Source organism: Methylobacterium sp. Leaf85, assembly GCF_001422125.1.
Taxonomy (GTDB): domain Bacteria; phylum Pseudomonadota; class Alphaproteobacteria; order Rhizobiales; family Beijerinckiaceae; genus Methylobacterium; species Methylobacterium bullatum.
The window spans coordinates 166,133-180,947 of record NZ_LMME01000034.1 but is presented as its reverse complement, the minus strand read 5'-3'; the positions used below and the strand labels follow the sequence as shown (position 1 = coordinate 180,947).

Sequence of the window (14,815 nt, the reverse complement as noted above, 5' to 3'; positions counted from 1 at the left end):
AACGATGTCGCAGCAACATGCCGGGTGGGTCGAGCGTTGGCGTGCCATGTTCGACATCACCGGAAAGCATCGCATGACCAAGGCCCTCAACGAGACCAAGACGTCCTCGGACAAGGCGCATTCGCCGACCACGGCCTCGCCGCTGATCCGCGTCCTCGTGCCCGCCCTCGTCTTCACCGCCATTGCCGGTCCGGCCTTCGCCTCTGCGTGTTCCGACCAGATCGCCACGATCGAGCGGCGCCTCAACAGTTCCGGCGCCGTGTCGGTCACCGGCACCGCTTCGGCCGACGGCAAGGTCGCGTCCAATCCGTCGATGGGCCTCGACGCCCCTCCCGGCGGTAAGCCCACCGATCCCTCGACCACCCCGAATGCCAAGAGTGTCGACCACGCCCGTCACCTGATCGAGCAGGCGCGCAAGCAGGAAGCGGCCGGAGATGCCAAGGGCTGCGAGAACACGATGACCGAGGCCAAGAAGGCTGCCGGTTCCCTGCCGTAACGCAGTACACCTGTCGCGCCGGCCTCCGGCGCAAGAACGGCAAAGGCCGCCCTTCGCGATGCGAGGGGCGGCCTTTTTGCGTCGCCGGGTGCATGCATCCCGGGAGGATATCGGATCAGTAGGCGTTCTTGGTGGTGACGAGTGAGAGCGGAGTCGCCAGCATGATCTGCACGTCGAACAGGATCGACCAGTTCTCGATGTAGTAGAGGTCGTGTTCGACGCGGCGCTGGATCTTCTCGTCGGTATCGGTCTCGCCGCGCCAGCCATTGATCTGGGCCCAGCCGGTGATGCCGGGCTTGACCTTGTGGCGGGCGAAATATCCGTCGACCACCTGATCGTAGAGGGTCGTGCTGGTCTTGGCCTGGACCGCGTGGGGCCGCGGCCCGACCAGGGACAATTCCCCCTTCAGGACGTTGAACAGCTGTGGAAGCTCGTCCAGCGACGTCCTGCGGATGAACCGGCCGAGGGGCGTGACGCGCGGGTCGCCGCGGGTGACCTGCTTCGCGGCCGTGAAATCGGACTGGTCGGCATACATCGACCGGAACTTGTAGACCTCGATCGTCTCGTTGTTGAAGCCGAGGCGCTTCTGCCGGAACAGGATCGGACCGGGCGAGGTGAGGCGAACCGCGATGGCCAGGCCGAGCATGACCGGCGCCAGCACGATCAGCATGGCCATGCCGACGACGCGATCGAAGATGGCCTTGGTGACGATGTCCCAATCGGCCATCGGCTTGTCGAACACGTCGAGGACGGGGACTGAGCCGAGATAGGAATAGGCCCTCGGGCGCAGCTTGAGCTTCGTCGCCTTGGCGGAGAGGCGGATGTCGATGGGCAGCACCCAGAGCTTGGCCAACATTTGGAGCAGGCGATCCTCGGCCGCGATCGGCAGCGTGAAGACCACGAGGTCGAGGCGCGTGGAGCGCGCGTAATCGACGAGATCGCTCACCGTGCCGAGCTTCGGGTAGCCGGCGATCACCGAGGAGGACCGGTTGTCCCCGCGATCGTCGAACACGCCGACGATGCGGATGCCCGCATCGGATTCCGCTTCCAGTGCGCGGATGAGCTCTTCCGCCAATGGCCCGCCCCCGACGATGGCCGTGCGGCGGTCGAACTGTCCGCGCAGCATGCGGGCGGTGACGAAACGGAGCAGGACGAGGCGTTCGGCGAGGAGCAGGGCCAGCCCCAGGGCGTAGAACAGCGCGAGCCAGATGCGGGAATAATGGTCGGCGACCTTGGCGAAGACCATGACCGTGGCAACGACGAGGAACGTCAGCGACCAGGCGGCGGTGAGGCGCAGGGCGGGTTTGAAGAAGGTCCGAAAGGCGGCGATCCGGTAACTGCCGAAGATCTGGAACAACGCCACCGCGAGCCCGGCCACGGACAGGATCGCCGCAGGATAGCTCCATCCCAGTGCGACGACGCCGCGGAGTTGCACGAAGTGGGTGGCGAAGCCGAGGATGGCGATGAGCGCCATGTCCGCCAGCCGCACGCTGCCCGACAGCACGACGGGAGACAGGACCCCGCCATGGTCGCGGGGCGCCCCGATTTCGGCGGGAGGAATCGCGGATTCGGCGGAGCCGTCATGAGCCGTATCGACCGCATTCGGCTGGCTGGGATTCCCCGCCGCCTTCAGAAGGTCGCGAACGTCGAAGGCGCTCATCGTCTGCTTTCGTTCGAACTTTTCGTCGGTGAGATGGGGGGACGATGCCAAGCCGGCATCACGGAACATTTAACGAAGGCCCGGCCGCCGGAAGCATGGCAAAGAGCAAGTTAGCGCGACTTCGGCAGTTCCTTCATCGGCGGCAGCGCCGTTGCTAGGGTAAACGTTCCTCGAAGCCGCAGGGCGGCGGCGTAGCCGGATAGCACATCCGCCCCCATCCGTTTCATCGAGAACCGTGTCCGCACGGATTCGCTGAGTGCCTGGGCTCGCGCGAGACCCCGGGCGGGGTCTTCGTCGAGCAGGCGGAGGATGGCATCCTTGAGGGCGACGGGGTCCTTGGGTGCCACGAGATCGTCCGCCGCCGCCCCGAAGATCTCCGGGATGCCGCCCACATTGGTCGAGACGAGGGGCTGGCATGCCGCTGCGGCTTCCAGCACCACGTAGGGCAGGGACTCGGCGAGCGACGGAACCACCATGATCCGTCCCTTCGCCAATGCGGTACGGATCGGCTGGGGCGGCTCGAAGGCCACGGAAGCGGACAGGCCGAGCCGCCGCGCCCGCTCGGCCAAGAGGTCGGCGTCCGGGCCCGATCCCACCATGAGGAGGCGGCAGGGGCGCCCCTCGGCCCGTAGCGCGGCCAGGGCGTCGAGCAGGACCGCGATCCCCTTCGCCTCGCGCAACTCGCCCACATAGACCAGGTCGTAGGCGTCCGCCCGGTGCGGCACCGGCGCGAACTCCGCCTCGTCGATGCCGTTATGGACGATCCGTAGGGTGCGGGGCGTGCCCCCCACGAAGCGCCGGTGCCGCCCGGCCACGTATTCGCTCTCGAACAGGAACACGTCGGTGCGCGCCGCGAGCAGGCGCTCGACACCCATGTAGAGTCGGTGGCGCAGGGAACCGGGTTTGTAATTGTAGCTGCCGCCATGCGGCGTGTAGGCCCGGATCGGCGAGGGCGAACCCGGGGGCAGGCGGGCGATGCGGGCATAGGCCCCCCCCTTGGCGCCGTGGCCGTGCAGGATCGTGGCGCGGACCTCCCGCGCCCGTGCGGCGACCGCGCGTACCGCGGCGAGGTCCGATCCGTGCGGGTTGCGCCGCATGGGGAGCCGGACGATGCCGAGTGCGAGATGGGGCAGGAGTTCGTCGAGCGCCCGCGCCGCGTTCTCCCCGCCCGTGGAGGCATCGCAGACGAGGCCGATCTCGTGGCCGGCGGCGGCCTGGATCCTGACGAGGTCGCAGACGTGGCGGAACAGCCCTCCCACCGGCGCGCGGAAGACGTGAAGGATGCGGTAGACGCTCCCGCCCTCGCCGGGGGAGGGGCGAATGGACGGGATGGAGGCGGACGCACTCACGACGGACAAGCTCCACGCGACGACCATTCGAACCGGGCGACGGTATGACCTTAGCGAAGACTGGTTTCCAGAGATGCTACCACCGTCGAGGACCGTACGCCGCAGGATCGGTTCAGGCGGTCGTGAGATCGAAAACCTCTCGTTCGGTCATGCGGCCCCTGACGGAATCTCGAAAGTGCGGATTTCCCCGCAAGTGTGAATCCTGGCTTTCCGCCTTGCGGGGAAATCCGCCGGTGGCAGGCCGCTCCCCGAATGACTGGCCCCCGCCAGCGGCAAGGGAACGGACGCCCTGCTGGGCGGGGCCGGATGTTCGACACGGTGGTCGTCATCAGCAATGCCGCCAGTGCCGCGAGCATAAGTTATCTCGACATCGTCCGACCGGGCGAGACACGACGAAGGCCCGGATCCTATGGATCCGGGCCTTCGTCGATCGACGACGCATCGAAGACGAGACGTCCTCAGAAGAAGCGTTCCTTGATGACGATCGTGTCGCCGGGCCTCACCAGGTAGGTCATCGGGACGATGCCCGAGACGAGGCCGTTCGGTCCCTCGCGGGTGAGGACGGCATAGTCGCGGGCCGCCCGCGGCCCGAAGCCCGCCGCGATCGCCACCGCCGTCTCCACGGCCATGCCGTTCACGTAAGGGTACTGCCCCGAGGTGGTGACCTCGCCGAGGATGTAGAACGGCCGATAGGCATCCACCTCCACCGTCACATGCGGCTCGCGCACGAAGCCCGCCGCCAGCTTGGCCTCGATGGTCCGGGCGGCCTGGGCCGTCGATTGCCCTCCCACCTTCACGAGCCCGATGAGCGGCATGGCGATGCCGCCCGTCCCGTCGATGGCGTAGATGTTGGAGAGATTGTCCTGGCCGAAAACGATGACGCGCAGCCGGTCGCCGGTGGCGAGCGTATAGCGTCCGCCGATCGATCCGGTGGCGGTGGCGTCGAGCTGCGCGGTCCGGAAGTCGGGACGCAGGCATCCGCCCAGTGCCAGAGTGGAGGAGAGAGCGAGGAGAAGGGAGCGCCGGTTCATCATCCAAGCCGCTAAGAGCAAGTTTCTGCCTCTATTGGTAGGTTCATATGGTTAACAAAAGCTGATGCGCCGCCCGGAATGCGCTGCGTTGCAGTCGATCTTAACCGACGATCAATCTTAACGAGTTCTACTCTTCCTTGAGGCGTCCGATACGCCGTCCTGCCTTGCGTAAAGATCGTCTCATGCCCCGCTCGCAGCAGACCGTTTCCTCGATCGAACCGATCCCACAGCGGGACGAGGGGCTCGGCCTGTCCCAGCTGTTCGGGGTGCTGGCGCGGTCCTGGCGCTGGATCGTCCTTCCCACCCTGGCGGCGGGGATCGGGGCCATCGTCTTCGTGCAGGTGGTTCCGCCCCGCTATACCGGCGAGGCCAAGATCCTGCTGGAGAGCCGCGACGCGAGCTTCGCGCGGACCGCCCAGGAACGCGGCGAACAGCCCCTGGCCATCGACGAACAGGCGGTGGCGAGCCAGGTCCAGGTGGTGATGTCCCGGGACATCGCCCGGGAGGCGATCCGCCGCCTGAAGCTCGTGGGCAATGCCGAATTCGATCCCGAGGTCGACGGCATCGGTCCGGTCCAGCGCGTCCTGATGATGATCGGGCTCGGCAGGAACCCGATGGAGCGGGCGCCCGAGGACCGGGTGCTGGAGACCTATTTCGACCGCCTCCTGGTCTACCCGGCCGGCAAGTCCCGCATCCTGACGGTCGAGTTCCGCTCGCGCGATCCGGACCTCGCGGCCAAGGCCGCCAACACCATCGCGGAACTCTACATCGCCTCCCTGGAATCGGCGAAGGTGGACACCGCCCGCTACGCCTCGACCTGGCTCGGCGGCAACATCGACACCCTGCGCACCCGCGTGTCCGAGGCCGAGGCGAAGGTCGAGGCCTTCCGCGCGCGCAACGGCCTGATCAGCGGGGGCGGCGGCGCCACAAGCCAACCTCTGGGCACCCAGCAGCTCAGCGAATTGTCGACCCAGCTGTCCCAGGCCCGCACGGTCAAGGCCGATCTCACGAGCCGGGCCAAGCTCATCCGCGAGATGATCAAGGACGGCCGCGCCTTCGAGATCCCGGATGTGGCCAACAACGAGGTCATCCGCCGCACGGTGGAGCAGCGCATCACCCTGCGCGGGCAGCTCGCCCTCGAATCGCGGACGCTGATGCCGGCCCATCCCCGCATCAAGGAACTGACCGCGCAGATCGGCGACCTCGACGCGCAGATCAAGTCCACCGCCGACCGGGTGGTGCGGACGATGGAGAACGACGCCCGTATCGCCGAGGCCCGGGTCGAGAGCCTGAACGCCGCCGTCGACGCGCAGCGCGAGGTCGTCTCGAAGGGCAATTCCAGCGAGGTCCAGCTCCGCGCCCTCGAACGCGAGGCCAAGGCCCAGCGCGACCAGCTCGAATCCTACCTCTCGCGCTATCGCGAGGCCTCGGCCCGCGATGCCGAGAGCGCGGCCCCCGCCGATGCCCGCGTGGTCTCCCGCGCCGTGGTGCCCCAGATCCCGTCCTTCCCGAAGAAGCTGCCCATCGTGGCCCTCGCCCTCGTGATGGCGATGCTGCTGTCCAGCGGCGGGGTGGCGGCGCGCCATCTCCTCCGCGATCCCGACGAGACCCGCCGCCGGACCGGGCCGGACGATCGGGCTCCCGAGCCCGCCCCCTTCGCCTTTCCGGAAGCGTCCACGGCCCTGTCGCGCACCGGCACCGCCGCCGCCCTCTACGAGGCGCCGTTGATCGCCCGCGTCGTCGTCCCCCTCGCCGCCGCCGCTCCCGCCTCCGTCCCGGAAGCCACGCCGCTTCCGGTGCGGGAGGATACGGAAGAAGCCGCCGGGGAAGCGGGCCGGACGGCCGTTCCCAGCTACGATCTCCAGGCCCTCACCCGTCGCCTGCGCGAGCGCATGGGCCGCAACGGCGGAAGCCTCCTCGTGGCGGAGACCGATACGGACGCCGACCGGCAGCTCGCCGGGATCCTGGCGGAGGCACTGGCCGCGAGCGGGCGCGTCCTCCTCGTGGACGTCAATGGCCCGGCCTCTCCCTCGGACGATGCCGGCCTCACCGACCTCGTAGCGGGCGAGGCGGCCTTCCTCGACGTGATCCGGTCGGTGCCCTCGGTGCGCAGGCTCCATGCCATCCCGCGCGGCTTCGTCGATTGCGACATCCTCACGGACGAGCCGGAGGCCCTCGCCATCGCCCTCGATGCCCTGGCCCAGAGCTACGATTGGGTCGTCTATCGCCTGGGCGAGGCCCAGTCCGAGGGGGCTCGCGACCTGCTGACGGCCATGGCGGGCCGGATGAACGCCATCGTCATCGCCTCCGACACGTCGCCCGAGGATCCCGAGCTCGTCGCGCTCTACGGCCTGGCCGACCGGGAGGGATCCGGCTCCGTCCTCGTCGCCGGAGAGCACCCCGCGAACGAGCACGCCGCTGCTGGAAAGCCGGGGGCCGGCGCAAGACTTTCGGCGGCCTGAGGACTTTCGGCGGCCGGCGCGAGCCGTCGCGTCAGGTTTGCGCCTCGCCGGCGCTCCGGCCATGGCGGGCCGAGCGTCGGATCGCCTTCTGAACCGCCTTCGCCCAGCGCGCCAGTCGCTCGCTCCGCTTGATCCGGCGCTTGAGGCGGGTAGCGGCCATGGCCGGAACCGCGAAGAGATGGCCGCGCAGGGTGACGGCGATGGTGACCTCGCCCAGCTGAATCGTCTCGTCGCAGATGTTGGCCTTGTAGCGGGCCTCCCCGACGCCGAGATCGAAGCTGCGGCGGCCGCGCTCGGTCTGATCGCGGATGAGGTGCTGCAGCAGGATGTCGCCGGGGCTCGACCGCCCGATGACGGGATCCTGATCGAAGGAGGTCATCATGCCGCTGTAGCGCGCATCGCTGACCGCACCGGCGAAGGTCGCGAAGACCCGCCCATCGTTGCACGCCACCAGGGCGGAGACCTCGATCGCGGCGCCCCGGACCTCGTCCGGATCGTCCTGCCGGCAGGCGCCCGTGGCGATGAAGCGGCGGATCCCCTCGTCGGCATAGGGATTGGCGATGCCCATGGCGGCGAAGCGCGAGGCCTTCTGCGTGAAGAAGGCGGCGAGGTAGGCTCTCACCTCCTCGGCATTCGCGGCCACCCGATACTCCACGGGGCCGAAGGCCTCGATCAGCTTCCTCTCCTTCGAGCGCATCTTCTTGCGCGCATCGGCACTGAAGACGCGCTTGGCGGTGGTCTCGGGGTCGGGGCCGAGGATCAGGCCGTAGGCGTCGCTCACGGCCGGCGCGGCGTGGAGGCTCAACGGATTGGCGGCGCCGTCCCAGAAGCGCGGCTGATGCCCGAGCAGATAGACGTCGATGCCGGCCTCGTGCCCGATCTGGCGCAGCAGGCCGACGAGATCCTCCGCGCGCATGGCCGCCGCCTCGCGGGAGGCGAACATCGGCATGTGGTAGTTCGCGTGCTTGCAGCCGATCACCCGCGCCACGCGGACGCCGCGCTCGCGTGCCACCTGCAGCGGCAGGATCACGCGGGGCCGTCCGCCGGGATCGCGCAGGACGATGACCCGCAGGGAGGCGTCCTGCTCCGCCGGCGTGCAGCCGAGCTTGGCCGAGACGAAGGCCGAGACCCAGTCGAAGCGCTGATAGGGGGTCGACAGTGCGGCCGGATCGCTCTCGACGCTCCGCCACAAGGCCTCGACGCTGGCCAGGTCGCGAAACACCTCCGGAACCAGTTGCCCGCGGACGCGCTCCTGAATCATGCCCGCTCCGGTGAGATCGTGAACAAGAACCGCCATCACCGCTCCCTGGCACGGCTCCGCGAGCGCGGCGCACGAGCATGCATCGTCCAGTACCTAGACCTCCGGCTCCTTAAGCGCCGGTGACGATGGAAAACGGCAAGGCATCATCTCGCGATGTGGGTAACGAAACCTTGCGGGTTGGTGGTCGAATCTCCGCCCGTTCCGCTCTTCTCCGGTGACGCCCATGCCCTCGCCCGAGTTCCGTCACCGCCTGTTCGATACGGGCTTTCGCGCCATCGCCGCCTCGGGAGCCGACCGCTGGCTGAGGCGGGTCGCGCAGGGGCGCGGCCTGATCCTGACCTTCCACCATGTCGATCCGGCCCCCGTGAGCGCCTACGCCCCCAACGGCATTCTCTCGATCACGCCGGACTTCCTCGACGAAGTCTTGGTCACGCTGGCCGAGAAGGGGTTCGACGTGATCGGCCTCGATTCCGTGCCCGAGCGACTCGCCCGGCCCGGCGGGGACAGGCCCTTCGCCGTCCTGACCTTCGACGACGGCTACCGGGACAACGCCCGCCACGCCGCTCCCGTTCTGGCGCGGCATCGCGTTCCCTGGACGCTGTTCGTCGCGAGCGACTTCGCCGAGGGGCGGGGCCGCCTGTGGTGGATCGAACTCGAACGCGCGATCGGTCGCCTCGACCGGGTGAGGGTGGTTCGGGACGAGGCCCCGCCCCTCGACCTGCCCGCCGCCACGGCTGGGGAGAAGATGGCGGCCTTCGCCCTGATCTACCGGCACCTGCGCGCCGGATCGGAGGAGCGCCTGCTCGCCACCATCGCCGACCTCTGCGGCGAGGCCGGCATCGGAATCGGGCGGGTGGCGGAGGAACTCTGCCTGTCCTGGGGGGAGTTGCGCGGTCTGGCGGCCGATCCCGCCTTGTCGATCGGAGCCCATACGATCGGCCATCCCATGCTGGCGAAACACGGGGAGGCGCGGGTCCGCCATGAGATCGGGGAGGGCAGGGCGCGGATCGAGCGTGAGATTGGCCGGCCGGTGCGGCACCTGTCCTATCCGGTGGGCGATCCGACCTCGGCCGGGGGGCGCGAATTCGGAATCGCCCGCGAGGCCGGGTTCGACACGGCCGTGACGACCCGACCCGGCCATCTCTTCCCCGGCCATGCCGTCCATCTCCATGCCCTGCCGCGGGTCTCGGTGAATGGGCTGCATCAATCGAAGGCGGCGCTCTGCGCACTGCTGTCGGGGGTTCCGTTCCTCGCCTGGAATCGCGGGCGACGGCTCGATGTCGCGTGAGCCCGGTCGGGTCAGTCCTGCACGGGGCCTGTCAATGTCGCCGGCGGCGGCGGTAGGACGAGCGGCCCTCGCTTCCACCCACGGTGAAGCTGGCGCTCTGGCGGCCGTGGCGGGTGTAGCGCCCGCGCCTGCCGCGCTGGCCCCTGCTTGCCTCCTGCGCGGGCTCGTCGGCCATGGGCAGGGATTCTGTGCTGCCCGGCGGCACGGCGGCGAGCGCCGTCGCCACGGAGGAGGCCGATCCACCATCGCTGCCCCCGCCCCCGCCGCCGACATTCTTGGCGGCCGGTCCGAACATCGCGAGGCACTGGTTGTAGGCGAGGTCGTTCTTGAGACGCTCGCATTCCGCCATCGAGCGGGGCGCATTCTGCGCCGAGGCCGGCGTGCCGAGAGCCGGAAGAGCGGCGCAGCCGAAGCCTGCGAGCAGGAAGGACGCGAGGAATCGGTTCATGAGGATCGGATCATGGAGCGGCGGATCTCGGCCTGGGTCTGAGGGAACATCAAAGCGTGCCCAAGCCTGTGACGGCCGAGTGCGGCGAAATCCCGGCGTCGGGGGAAACCCCGGTTCTCAGCTGCCGCCGTCGACGTCCTTTCGCTCCATCCAGCGGATCAGCGGCATCAACGGGAAGATCCAGGCGATGCCGAGGAAGGCGTAGAGGATCGCCTGCACGGCCGGGGGCGTCTGGGAGATGCGGCTGTCGGCCAAGGCCATGGCGAGGGGCGCGTAGAGCGCCACGAAGGCGAGCATGCCGATCGTGCCGAGCAGCGTGCGGGTGCGGCGGCGCATGGGCGCTCTCCTGTATAGGGGCCTTTGGCACGGGCCTTCTCCCCCGGCGGCAGGTCCGCCGGGGTTAGGCCGACCGCCCCGGCAAGGCAATTGCCGCTCGCGCCGCATCCAGGCCCTCTGCGGCCCTGGGCGACGTTGCCCCGGGGGCCCCGCATGCGTAACGCAGGGCGCGAGGCACGGGAAACCCGCGCCGATCCCGACACCACGCGAGCTCCCCACCGCGATGCCTTCACGCGAAACCACCCCGACCGCGCCGGTCCGTTCCACGAACCCGGTGCGCATCTGGCTCTACACGCTGGCGATCCTCGTCGTGGCCATGGTCGCCGTCGGCGGCGCCACCCGCCTGACCGGATCGGGATTGTCGATCACCGAATGGCGGCCGGTGACGGGCGTGGTCCCCCCGGTCTCCGAGCAGGCCTGGGCCGCAGAGTTCGACAAGTACAAGGACACGCCGCAATACCGCATCCTCAACCAGGGCATGGGGTTGTCGGACTTCAAGGTCATCTATGCCTGGGAATGGGGCCACCGCCTGCTCGGGCGCATCCTCGGGCTCGCTTTTTTCGTGCCGCTCCTGGTGTTCTGGTGGCGCGGTCTCGTCGACCGGCGCCTGGGATACGGGCTCCTCGCCCTGGGCGTCCTCGGCGGTCTTCAGGGCACCATCGGCTGGATCATGGTCGCTTCCGGCCTCCAGCCGGGCATGACGGCGGTGGCGCCCCTCAAGCTCGCCCTCCACCTGACCACGGCGAGCCTGATCCTGGCCGGCCTCGTCTGGCTGGCCGCCGGGTTGAGGTCCGGCCCATCCGAGCCGGCACCCGGTCGCCTGCGGATCATGGCGGCCCTGCTGCCGGTCCTCGTCCTGCTCCAGATCGGTCTCGGCGGCCTCGTCGCCGGATCGAAGGCCGGGCTCGTGCACAATACCTGGCCAGACATGGACGGCGTCCTCGTGCCGGGGGCGTCGGACCTGTTCGCGGTCAGCCCGTGGATCGAGAACTTCGTCGATAACGTCACCCTGGTGCAGTTCAACCACCGCCTCATGGCCTATCTCCTTCTGGCCGTGGCGCTGTTCCACGCCGTCGACGCGGGCAGGCGGCTTCCCGGCAGCGGCACGGCCCGCCGCGCAATGGGCATCGCCGGCCTGACCCTGGCGCAGGCGGGATTGGGCATCGTGACCCTTCTGCTGGCGGTGCCCCTCTGGGCGGGCCTCGCCCATCAGGTCTTCGCCATGGCGGTCCTGATGATGGCGACGGTGCATGCCCGGCTCAGCCGGGGAGCGACCCCGCGGACCCTGCCGTCTCCCGTCGCTACTTCCGCCGCCTTCGGTTTCGAGGGCATGACGGGCCGAGGCGCTTAGAGTGCCTCACAAAACTCCCGATCACGGTCGGTTCTTGCTCCAAGCAGGACAGCGCGGCGGGAGTTTTGTGAGAGACACTTAGCCCCTCTCCGGGGACACATCGTAGCGGAGGCCGAGGGGGGCTCGGGGAGACGGCCTCTTGCCCGGACGCGAGGGGGTCTGTCCCGGCCCGCTTTCCGGATCTCGTCGGCGCGCCGGCTGCTGCATCGCACAGACCGCAACACCGCTATGCCGGATGGTAGGTCCGGATTGGCCGGATGCTTGCACCGTGTCGGTCCACATCGGCGAGCGTCACCCGGCCATATTTTGTTGCATCGCAGCGAAACCAAGCTTGGGTTTGTACCGTTAGCCGATGTGTCGATGGCGCCGCGAAAGCGGCGTCCGGCAGTGTCACGCCAAAACCGAAAGGCCGTCCAGCATGCACGACCAACGCCTCGTGTCGGAAGAGCAGGTACTCGTTGAGCGCGACCAGACGGCACGCGAAGGCGCCGACACGGACGGGACGCGCCATGCGCGGACCCGGAAGGTCGTCGTCGGTCTCACGGGACTTCTCGGCGCCGCCTGGGCCGTCGTCCTCGCAAGCCGCTTCACGACCTTCTCCTTCTAGGAATCTTCTCACCGGGAAAATATGCGGCAATCAGGTAGGCGGCGGTTCACGATGCTCGCCGCCTACGCAGTTCGATCAGGGAACGAGTCCGGGCCTTCGGCGCTTAAGCTTGGGTTAGGAAAGTTCGGAGTCAGCGATGTTCCTGGCTGAGGACGGTAGACCCATCGGACTGACCTGGAACTATACCCGCCGGGAGCTGATGGCGGATGCCGCCGTGCATATCGCCGGCATCGCGTTCGGTGTGGCGGGCTCCATCGCCATCGTCATCCTGGCGGCGATGGCCCCGCTGGATTGGACCGAGCGGGCGGCCGTCGCGGTCTATGCCGCCGCCCTGGTGTCGATGCTCGGTGTCTCGGCCACCTACAACATGTGGCCCGTGGGGCGCCGCAAGTGGATCCTGCGCCGGGCCGACCACGCCCTCATCTATCTCATGATCGCCGGCACCTACACGCCTCTGGTCGCCCTGGTCGGGCGCGGCTCGACGGCCTGGATGCTTCTGGCCTTCATCTGGGTGCTGGCGGCGATCGGCATCGCCCTGAAGCTGCTCCTGCCCGGCCGTTTCGACCGGGCCGCCATCGGCCTTTACCTGCTCCTCGGATGGAGCGGCGTCGCCACCTACGAATCGGTGATCGGCGCACTGAACCCCGAGGCCCTCTGGCTTCTGGCGATCGGCGGCGTGCTCTACTCGGCCGGGGTCATCTTCCACGTCTGGCGCAGCCTGCCGTACCAGAACGCGATCTGGCACGCCTTCGTCCTCGCCGCCACGGCCTGCCATTACGGCACCGTCCTCACCAGTGTGATGAGCGCCGCTCCCTAGAGCGCTCTCCGCCGAAGTGGATGCCGGTTCGGCGAAAAAGAGCGCGGCACAACAAAGGCCTAGAGATGTGCCCCGACCCAACGTGGTCGGGCGCAGCTCTAGCGGCGCTCGGTGACACGTCCCCCGACGTTTCGGTTCTTCCCCTACTTCCCGCTGCAGAGCCCCTGTCCGGCGAGTCGGCTATGGTCGCGGGGGTCGCAATCCGTCGACAGGAACGAGGCCCATTCCGCGGTGGAGCCGTAGAACGCGTTGCGGTCGACGTCGCCGCGCACGCCCGGAACCCGGCCCGTAGAGGTGAACTGCCACAGCATCCACTTGCGCTTGGCGTAGCGCTGCTCGGGCTCGGCCGCCGTGGAGCGGACCCAGTGCGGGTAGTCGGGTAGCTCGTCCTCGAGCACGTCCTTATGGAAGGTGATGTCGGTATAGATGATCGGACGCTTGCCGGTGTAGCGCTCCATCTCGTCGAGCATGTAGCGCATCATCGCCAGCGCCTGGGCTTTCGGCAGCTTCTTGGGGCAGAGCTGCGAATGGCCGTTCCACTCCACGTCGAGGACGGGGGGCAGGGCGGTCGGATCGTTGGGGACGTTCTTCTTGAACCACTCCATCTGGTCCTGGGCCGAGCGGCACCAGAACACGAAATGGTATGCCCCACGGGGCACGCCCGCCTTGGCGGCGCCGTCCCAATTGGCGCGGAACCGCTCGTCCACGTGGTCGCCGCCCTCCGTCGCCTTGATGAAGGCGAACTGCGTGCCGGCACCGCGCACCGAGGCCCAATCGATCGGCCCCTGCCATTTCGAGATGTCGATGCCCTGGATCGGGTGCTGCTTGGCGCGCGCCACCCCCGGATGGGGCTTCACGTCGCCCTTGGTGGGGTAGAAGTCGCTGTGGTTTCCGGCGCAGGCCGCGAGAGTCGCGAGCAGGGCGGCGGTCAGAGAGCGTTTGGCCCAGCGCATGGCGACGCCGCGTGGCATCCCGGCCATGATTGTCGGGGCGATCCCGTTCTTAAGCGACATCGATGCCCGGCCCACCGTTCTCACGCGCTACACTCATCGCTAAGGGATGGCCCCTGCGCGGTTAACAGAGCTTTGACGGCAATGCGGCGGAATTCCGGAAGTCGTTGCCTGTGAGCCACATAGGGTGCATTCCGGCGCTTAGGCCGCAGGCCGGCGCCCGAGGCTAAGTCACGAGCCGGTCTGGTGTTTCGAGGGGAGGGGAGACTGCAGAAGGTTTTGTTCACCATCGGCTACGAAGGGCTCGATTCCGAGCGTTTCGTGGCGACCCTGAAGGATGCCGGCGTCGCGACCCTGGCCGACGTTCGCGCGGTGGCGAATTCGCGCAAGCGAGGTTTTTCGAAGAACGCCCTGAAGACGAGCCTGGAGGAGGCGGGTCTCGCCTACGCGCATGCGCGCGAACTCGGCACGCCCAAGGCCGGGCGGGAAGCCGCCCGGGCTCATGACGCGGCGCTGATGCGCCGGATCTACTGCGAGGAGGTCCTCGATACCGCCGATGGCGGCCTCGCCCTCAATGCCCTGTGCGAGCTCGCCGCACGGGCGCCCACCTGTCTCCTCTGTTTCGAGCGCGATCCGGAACGGTGCCATCGCCGCGTCCTGGCCGAGCGACTGGAGGCGGCCGGTTTCAGGACCGTCGACCTGTTCGGCTGATGCTCCCTCGGACACTCGTTTGTGCAAAATCGATCCTACCCGAGGGAA

Annotated in this window: 14 protein-coding genes; 7 read left to right on the top strand and 7 right to left on the bottom strand. The window is 68.4% G+C overall.

All coding sequences use genetic code 11. From position 1 onward, the window contains the following. Window positions 1–73: 73 nt before the first annotated feature. Window positions 74–496, top strand: a complete 423-nt coding sequence (locus tag ASF08_RS21990; RefSeq protein WP_244474607.1) for a hypothetical protein — start codon at window positions 74–76, stop codon at window positions 494–496. A gap of 115 nt (window positions 497–611) precedes the next feature. Here ASF08_RS21990 and ASF08_RS21985 read toward each other — a convergent pair whose 3' ends face one another. The 3 genes from ASF08_RS21985 to ASF08_RS21975 all read right to left on the bottom strand — a co-directional run bounded on the left by ASF08_RS21985 (window position 612) and on the right by ASF08_RS21975 (window position 4,536). Further along, window positions 612–2,156 (bottom strand): undecaprenyl-phosphate glucose phosphotransferase, encoded by a 1,545-nt coding sequence (locus ASF08_RS21985; protein ID WP_056149755.1) that lies wholly within the window; start codon window positions 2,154–2,156, stop codon window positions 612–614. 110 nt (window positions 2,157–2,266) lie between these two features. Continuing rightward, entirely contained in the window at window positions 2,267–3,532 is a 1,266-nt protein-coding gene (locus ASF08_RS21980; RefSeq protein ID WP_056149503.1) for a glycosyltransferase family 4 protein, read from the bottom strand. Window positions 3,533–3,963: 431 nt separating this feature from the next. Further along, window positions 3,964–4,536 carry a polysaccharide biosynthesis/export family protein gene (locus ASF08_RS21975; protein WP_018043576.1) on the bottom strand — a complete coding sequence of 191 codons (573 nt, stop codon included), beginning with the start codon at window positions 4,534–4,536 and terminating at the stop codon, window positions 3,964–3,966. Window positions 4,537–4,718: 182 nt separating this feature from the next. Here ASF08_RS21975 and ASF08_RS21970 point away from each other — a divergent pair, with 182 nt between their 5' ends. Next, window positions 4,719–6,998, top strand: coding sequence for a GumC family protein (locus ASF08_RS21970; protein ID WP_056149501.1), 2,280 nt, complete (start codon window positions 4,719–4,721; stop codon window positions 6,996–6,998). Between the two features lie 31 nt (window positions 6,999–7,029). Here the strand turns inward: ASF08_RS21970 and ASF08_RS21965 are convergent, their stop codons facing one another. Continuing rightward, on the bottom strand, window positions 7,030–8,295 hold the full coding sequence (locus ASF08_RS21965; RefSeq protein ID WP_056149499.1) for a GNAT family N-acetyltransferase: 1,266 nt from the start codon (window positions 8,293–8,295) through the stop codon (window positions 7,030–7,032). A 187-nt stretch (window positions 8,296–8,482) separates the two neighbouring features. Between ASF08_RS21965 and ASF08_RS21960 the strand changes: the two genes are divergently transcribed. Beyond that, window positions 8,483–9,547 (top strand): polysaccharide deacetylase family protein, encoded by a 1,065-nt coding sequence (locus ASF08_RS21960; RefSeq protein WP_056149497.1) that lies wholly within the window; start codon window positions 8,483–8,485, stop codon window positions 9,545–9,547. 31 nt (window positions 9,548–9,578) lie between these two features. On the opposite strand, the gene ASF08_RS21955 is transcribed toward ASF08_RS21960, so the two are convergent. Both ASF08_RS21955 and ASF08_RS21950 read right to left on the bottom strand, forming a co-directional pair. Beyond that, window positions 9,579–9,995: a hypothetical protein gene (locus tag ASF08_RS21955; RefSeq protein WP_056149494.1), complete on the bottom strand. Its 417-nt coding sequence runs from the start codon at window positions 9,993–9,995 to the stop codon at window positions 9,579–9,581. A gap of 117 nt (window positions 9,996–10,112) precedes the next feature. Beyond that, a complete protein-coding gene (locus ASF08_RS21950; protein WP_018043571.1) occupies window positions 10,113–10,331 on the bottom strand; it encodes a DUF2842 domain-containing protein in 219 nt (72 codons plus the stop codon). Between the two features lie 223 nt (window positions 10,332–10,554). Here ASF08_RS21950 and ASF08_RS21945 point away from each other — a divergent pair, with 223 nt between their 5' ends. The 3 genes from ASF08_RS21945 (at window position 10,555) to trhA (ending at window position 13,106) form a co-directional block, all read left to right on the top strand. Continuing rightward, window positions 10,555–11,682 (top strand): COX15/CtaA family protein, encoded by a 1,128-nt coding sequence (locus ASF08_RS21945; RefSeq protein WP_056149491.1) that lies wholly within the window; start codon window positions 10,555–10,557, stop codon window positions 11,680–11,682. A 418-nt stretch (window positions 11,683–12,100) separates the two neighbouring features. Then, on the top strand, window positions 12,101–12,289 hold the full coding sequence (locus ASF08_RS21940) for a hypothetical protein (RefSeq protein WP_018043569.1): 189 nt from the start codon (window positions 12,101–12,103) through the stop codon (window positions 12,287–12,289). A 136-nt stretch (window positions 12,290–12,425) separates the two neighbouring features. Next, on the top strand, window positions 12,426–13,106 hold the full coding sequence (trhA, locus tag ASF08_RS21935; protein WP_018043568.1) for a PAQR family membrane homeostasis protein TrhA: 681 nt from the start codon (window positions 12,426–12,428) through the stop codon (window positions 13,104–13,106). 143 nt (window positions 13,107–13,249) lie between these two features. Here trhA and ASF08_RS21930 read toward each other — a convergent pair whose 3' ends face one another. Further along, window positions 13,250–14,077 carry a glycoside hydrolase family 25 protein gene (locus ASF08_RS21930; protein WP_373321282.1) on the bottom strand — a complete coding sequence of 276 codons (828 nt, stop codon included), beginning with the start codon at window positions 14,075–14,077 and terminating at the stop codon, window positions 13,250–13,252. Between the two features lie 246 nt (window positions 14,078–14,323). Here ASF08_RS21930 and ASF08_RS21925 point away from each other — a divergent pair, with 246 nt between their 5' ends. Further along, a complete protein-coding gene (locus tag ASF08_RS21925) occupies window positions 14,324–14,767 on the top strand; it encodes a DUF488 domain-containing protein (RefSeq protein ID WP_056149753.1) in 444 nt (147 codons plus the stop codon). The last annotated feature ends 48 nt before the right edge of the window (window positions 14,768–14,815 follow it).

What these genes read in the sequence shown, in the direction of transcription:
- ASF08_RS21940 (WP_018043569.1), top strand. Translation starts at nt 12,101, where the DNA reads ATGCACGACCAACGCCTCGTGTCGGAAGAGCAGGTACTCGTTGAGCGC.
- ASF08_RS21955 (WP_056149494.1), bottom strand. Translation starts at nt 9,995, where the DNA reads ATGAACCGATTCCTCGCGTCCTTCCTGCTCGCAGGCTTCGGCTGCGCC.
- ASF08_RS21930 (WP_373321282.1), bottom strand. Translation starts at nt 14,077, where the DNA reads ATGCCACGCGGCGTCGCCATGCGCTGGGCCAAACGCTCTCTGACCGCC.
- ASF08_RS21965 (WP_056149499.1), bottom strand. Translation starts at nt 8,295, where the DNA reads ATGGCGGTTCTTGTTCACGATCTCACCGGAGCGGGCATGATTCAGGAG.
- ASF08_RS21980 (WP_056149503.1), bottom strand. Translation starts at nt 3,532, where the DNA reads ATGGTCGTCGCGTGGAGCTTGTCCGTCGTGAGTGCGTCCGCCTCCATC.
- ASF08_RS21960 (WP_056149497.1), top strand. Translation starts at nt 8,483, where the DNA reads ATGCCCTCGCCCGAGTTCCGTCACCGCCTGTTCGATACGGGCTTTCGC.
- ASF08_RS21970 (WP_056149501.1), top strand. Translation starts at nt 4,719, where the DNA reads ATGCCCCGCTCGCAGCAGACCGTTTCCTCGATCGAACCGATCCCACAG.
- ASF08_RS21975 (WP_018043576.1), bottom strand. Translation starts at nt 4,536, where the DNA reads ATGAACCGGCGCTCCCTTCTCCTCGCTCTCTCCTCCACTCTGGCACTG.
- ASF08_RS21945 (WP_056149491.1), top strand. Translation starts at nt 10,555, where the DNA reads ATGCCTTCACGCGAAACCACCCCGACCGCGCCGGTCCGTTCCACGAAC.
- trhA (WP_018043568.1), top strand. Translation starts at nt 12,426, where the DNA reads ATGTTCCTGGCTGAGGACGGTAGACCCATCGGACTGACCTGGAACTAT.
- ASF08_RS21990 (WP_244474607.1), top strand. Translation starts at nt 74, where the DNA reads ATGACCAAGGCCCTCAACGAGACCAAGACGTCCTCGGACAAGGCGCAT.
- ASF08_RS21950 (WP_018043571.1), bottom strand. Translation starts at nt 10,331, where the DNA reads ATGCGCCGCCGCACCCGCACGCTGCTCGGCACGATCGGCATGCTCGCC.
- ASF08_RS21985 (WP_056149755.1), bottom strand. Translation starts at nt 2,156, where the DNA reads ATGAGCGCCTTCGACGTTCGCGACCTTCTGAAGGCGGCGGGGAATCCC.